Annotated in this window: 4 protein-coding genes; all 4 read right to left on the minus strand. The window is 74.8% G+C overall.

Going from position 1 to position 3,091, the window contains the following annotated elements:
* Positions 1-563: hypothetical protein (locus AC1DP0_RS20190; RefSeq protein ID WP_478088053.1), on the minus strand; the 563-nt coding region annotated here is incomplete at its 3' end.
* Complete coding sequence (locus AC1DP0_RS20195; protein ID WP_478088055.1) at positions 563-1,675, minus strand: C40 family peptidase; 1,113 nt, start codon at positions 1,673-1,675, stop codon at positions 563-565. The genes AC1DP0_RS20195 and AC1DP0_RS20190, both read right to left, overlap by 1 nt.
* The gene (locus AC1DP0_RS20200; protein ID WP_478088057.1) at positions 1,672-2,109 is read right to left on the minus strand and encodes a flagellar FliJ family protein; all 438 of its coding nucleotides are present in this window, start codon (positions 2,107-2,109) and stop codon (positions 1,672-1,674) included. Before AC1DP0_RS20200 ends, AC1DP0_RS20195 begins: the two co-directional genes overlap by 4 nt.
* Positions 2,106-3,091: FliI/YscN family ATPase (locus AC1DP0_RS20205; protein ID WP_478088059.1), on the minus strand; the 986-nt coding region annotated here is incomplete at its 5' end. The genes AC1DP0_RS20205 and AC1DP0_RS20200, both read right to left, overlap by 4 nt.

Consider the following 3,091-nt stretch of genomic DNA (forward strand, 5'->3'; position numbering starts at 1 on the left):
GGGGTGGACTGCCGCCCCTGGCCACCCGGGGTGGGGGCGGAAGGGGCGAGGCCGGGAGCCGGCCCACTGGGCGGGGTGGGCCGACCGGTCGCCGCCACACCCGCCACACCCGTCGCCACCTGTGGCTCCGAGGGCGGAGCCGAAGGGGCCGGCTGCACCGGCACGGGCTGCACCGGCACGGGCTGCGGCGGCACCACCGCCGCGGGCAGTGTCACGGACAGCGTCAGGACCGAGCAGGTCTGTGCGAGAGAGGCCCCCGCGCCGGAGGACACATCGCTCGGGTCGTCGTCCCTTCCGCCGTCGGGCGTGCTGGTCGATGGGGCTTCGCCGGTCGTGCGGTCTCCCGACGCGCTGGGTGCGTCGCCCGTGGCGGGCGTCGTGAGGAGGTCCTGGCCGGTCGCGACGGCCCCCTCCGGCTGGGCCCCCGCCGCCAGGTGCAGCGCGAGCGCGGACCCGAAGGCCCCGCCAGCACCCCCGCTCAGGTTCCGGCCGGAGCGTCCGGCTGCGGCTGCCGGCACGGGCAGGGCCGATGCGGCCTGGCTCGGGACGATGGGGGTGCTCATCAGGAACCCGCCTTGTAGAGCTCGGAGACGATCTCCCGTGCCGTCGTCTCCCACTTGGCGTATGCCGTGGGGTAGGCCGAGCGCTGGACGGCCTGGTCGGCGGCCGCCACCGGCAGYGACTCCCAGCCGGGCAGGGCCGTGAGGCGGTCCAGGAACATCCGCGTCGACGTGCGCGGGTCCATGGCATCGGCGACCGTCCCCCAGGAGAAGCGCGAGCCGTCCACCTGCTGCTGGAAGAGGCCGACGGAGTGGCCGTCGGTGCCGCGCGCCGAGGGGTCGGGGGCGAGGGATCGGGAGCCGGGGACCTTCGGGTTCCAGTACATCCGCAGCGACGACTCCTGCAGCGCCGTCGAGACGGCATCGACGGCAGCCTGCGCGGGCAGTCCGCGGGCGCGGACCTCGTCGACGATGGCCTTGGCGTAGTGCCGTTGCGTCGTGTCCAGGGCGGCGGTGCCGGGCCCGGAGGCCGAGGCCGCGGCCTCGCGTGACGGGGTCTCGGGAACGATGCGGCGGATCGTCGTGAGGTTGCCGTTGGCCTCCCAGGCATCACGCACCTGGATCGTCCTGCCCGGCATGGGCGCGTCGATCGCCTTGCCGCCGCCCAGGTAGATCGCGATGTGGTTGTGGCCGTGGCTCACGAGCAGGTCGCCGGGCCGGGCCTGCGCGAGGGAGGGCACCTCGCTGCCGCGCTTCATCTGGTCGCCGACGACGCGGGGCAGGTCGATGCCCAGATCGGCGTAGACGCGCTGGACGAAGCCGGAGCAGTCCATGCCCTTGCTCGGGTCGGTGCCACCCCAGACGTACGGCACGCCGACGTAGCGCTTGGCCGCTGCCACGACGTCATCGCCGGTGACCGTTCCTGCCGGGGGCTGCGGACCGTCGACGCCACGGGCCCCGGCGGACGCACCGAGCGCGGATGCCGCGTCCGGTCCCAGGGCCGAGGCCAGGGTGTCGGCGAAGGCGGTCGAGCCGACCGACCCTGCCGAAGCGCCTCGCGGGGCAGCGGCGACGGCGGCGGACGCGCCTTGTCGCACCGACCCCGCAGCAGGATCGAACTGCGTCAGCGTCGACTGGATCTGCTGGATGCGCCCCAGCGACTCGGTGAACGTCACTCCTCCGTCACCCGCCCCGCCGTGCGCCTACGTGCCGTCGACCCCAGCTCGTCGAGGACGACCTGCTCGGCGGCGAGCTCGGCCGCCTGGACGGCGGCGCCGTGCCGTGCCTCGAGCTTCTCGAGACCCAGCGTCCGCGCCCGGGCTCGGCCGAGGTCGCGCTCGGCCGACTCGCGCTGCGCGGCCGCGGCGTCGGACAGGGCGCGCAACTCGGAGAGCATCGCGCTGGAGGCGGCGCGCGCGGCGGCAGCGGTGTGCAGCACGGCGAGGCCGTCGACCTCCGCGGGGAGGCGGTCGAGCTCCATCAGGGCTCGTTCGGTGCGCGCGGTGAAGCCGGCGTGCCGGGTGACGGCGGCGCCGAAGACGGCTGCGGCCTGGTCCTCCTCGAGCCGGCGCAGCCGGAGGAGCCCGGCGAGGGAGAAGGGAACGGTCATCGTGGCACCCCGAGGTTGGTCGTCAGTCGGTCGAGGGCCGCCCAGGCGTCCTCTGCGGTAGAGCGCTCGTCGAGGCCCTGGGTCAGGAAGGCCTCGATCGGCGTGGCGTGGTCGAGGGCCGCGTCGACGAGTGGGTTGGCACCGCGCGTGTAGGCGCCGACGTCGATGAGGTCCTGGGCGGCCTTGCGGGCGGCGAGGACCCGGCGCAGGGCTGTCGCGGTTGCGGTGCGCTCGGGCGAGTTGACCTTGGTGGCTACGCGGGAGATCGAGCCGAGCACGTCGATGGGCGGGTAGTGCCCCATGACCGCCAGCCTGCGGTCGAGGACGACGTGCCCGTCGAGGATCGAACGGGCGGTGTCGGCGACCGGCTCGTTGTGGTCGTCGCCGTCCACGAGGACCGTGTAGATGCCGGTGATCGACCCGGTGCGGGCGGTCCCGGCACGCTCGAGCAGCCGGGCGAGGACCGCGAAGGCCGACGGCGGGTAGCCCCGGGTCGCCGGCGCCTCGCCCGCCGAGAGCCCGATCTCCCTCTGCGCCATGGCGACTCGTGTGAGGGAGTCCATCATCAGGAGCGCGTGCGCACCCTCGGCCCGGAACGACTCGGCGATGCTCGTGGCGGTGTCGGCCGCGCGGAGGCGGACGAGTGCCGGCTCGTCCGAGGTGGCCACGACGACGACCGAGCGGGCCAGTCCCTCGGGGCCCAGGTCGTCCTCGAGGAACTCCCGGACCTCGCGTCCGCGCTCGCCGACGAGGGCGATGACGCACACCTGCGCCTCGCTCCCCCGCGCCACCATCGACAGCAGCGAGGACTTGCCCACGCCGGACCCGGCGAAGAGCCCGATCCGTTGGCCACGGCCCACGGTGACGAGGGTGTCGAGAGCCCGTATGCCGGTGGGCAGCGGCGTATCGATCCGCGCCCGCTCCATGGCGGCGGGGGCCCGGTCGGACGAGGGCACCGTGGGCGCGACGAGCGGCCCACGGC

The organism is Terrabacter sp. P5_B1, assembly GCF_056400505.1.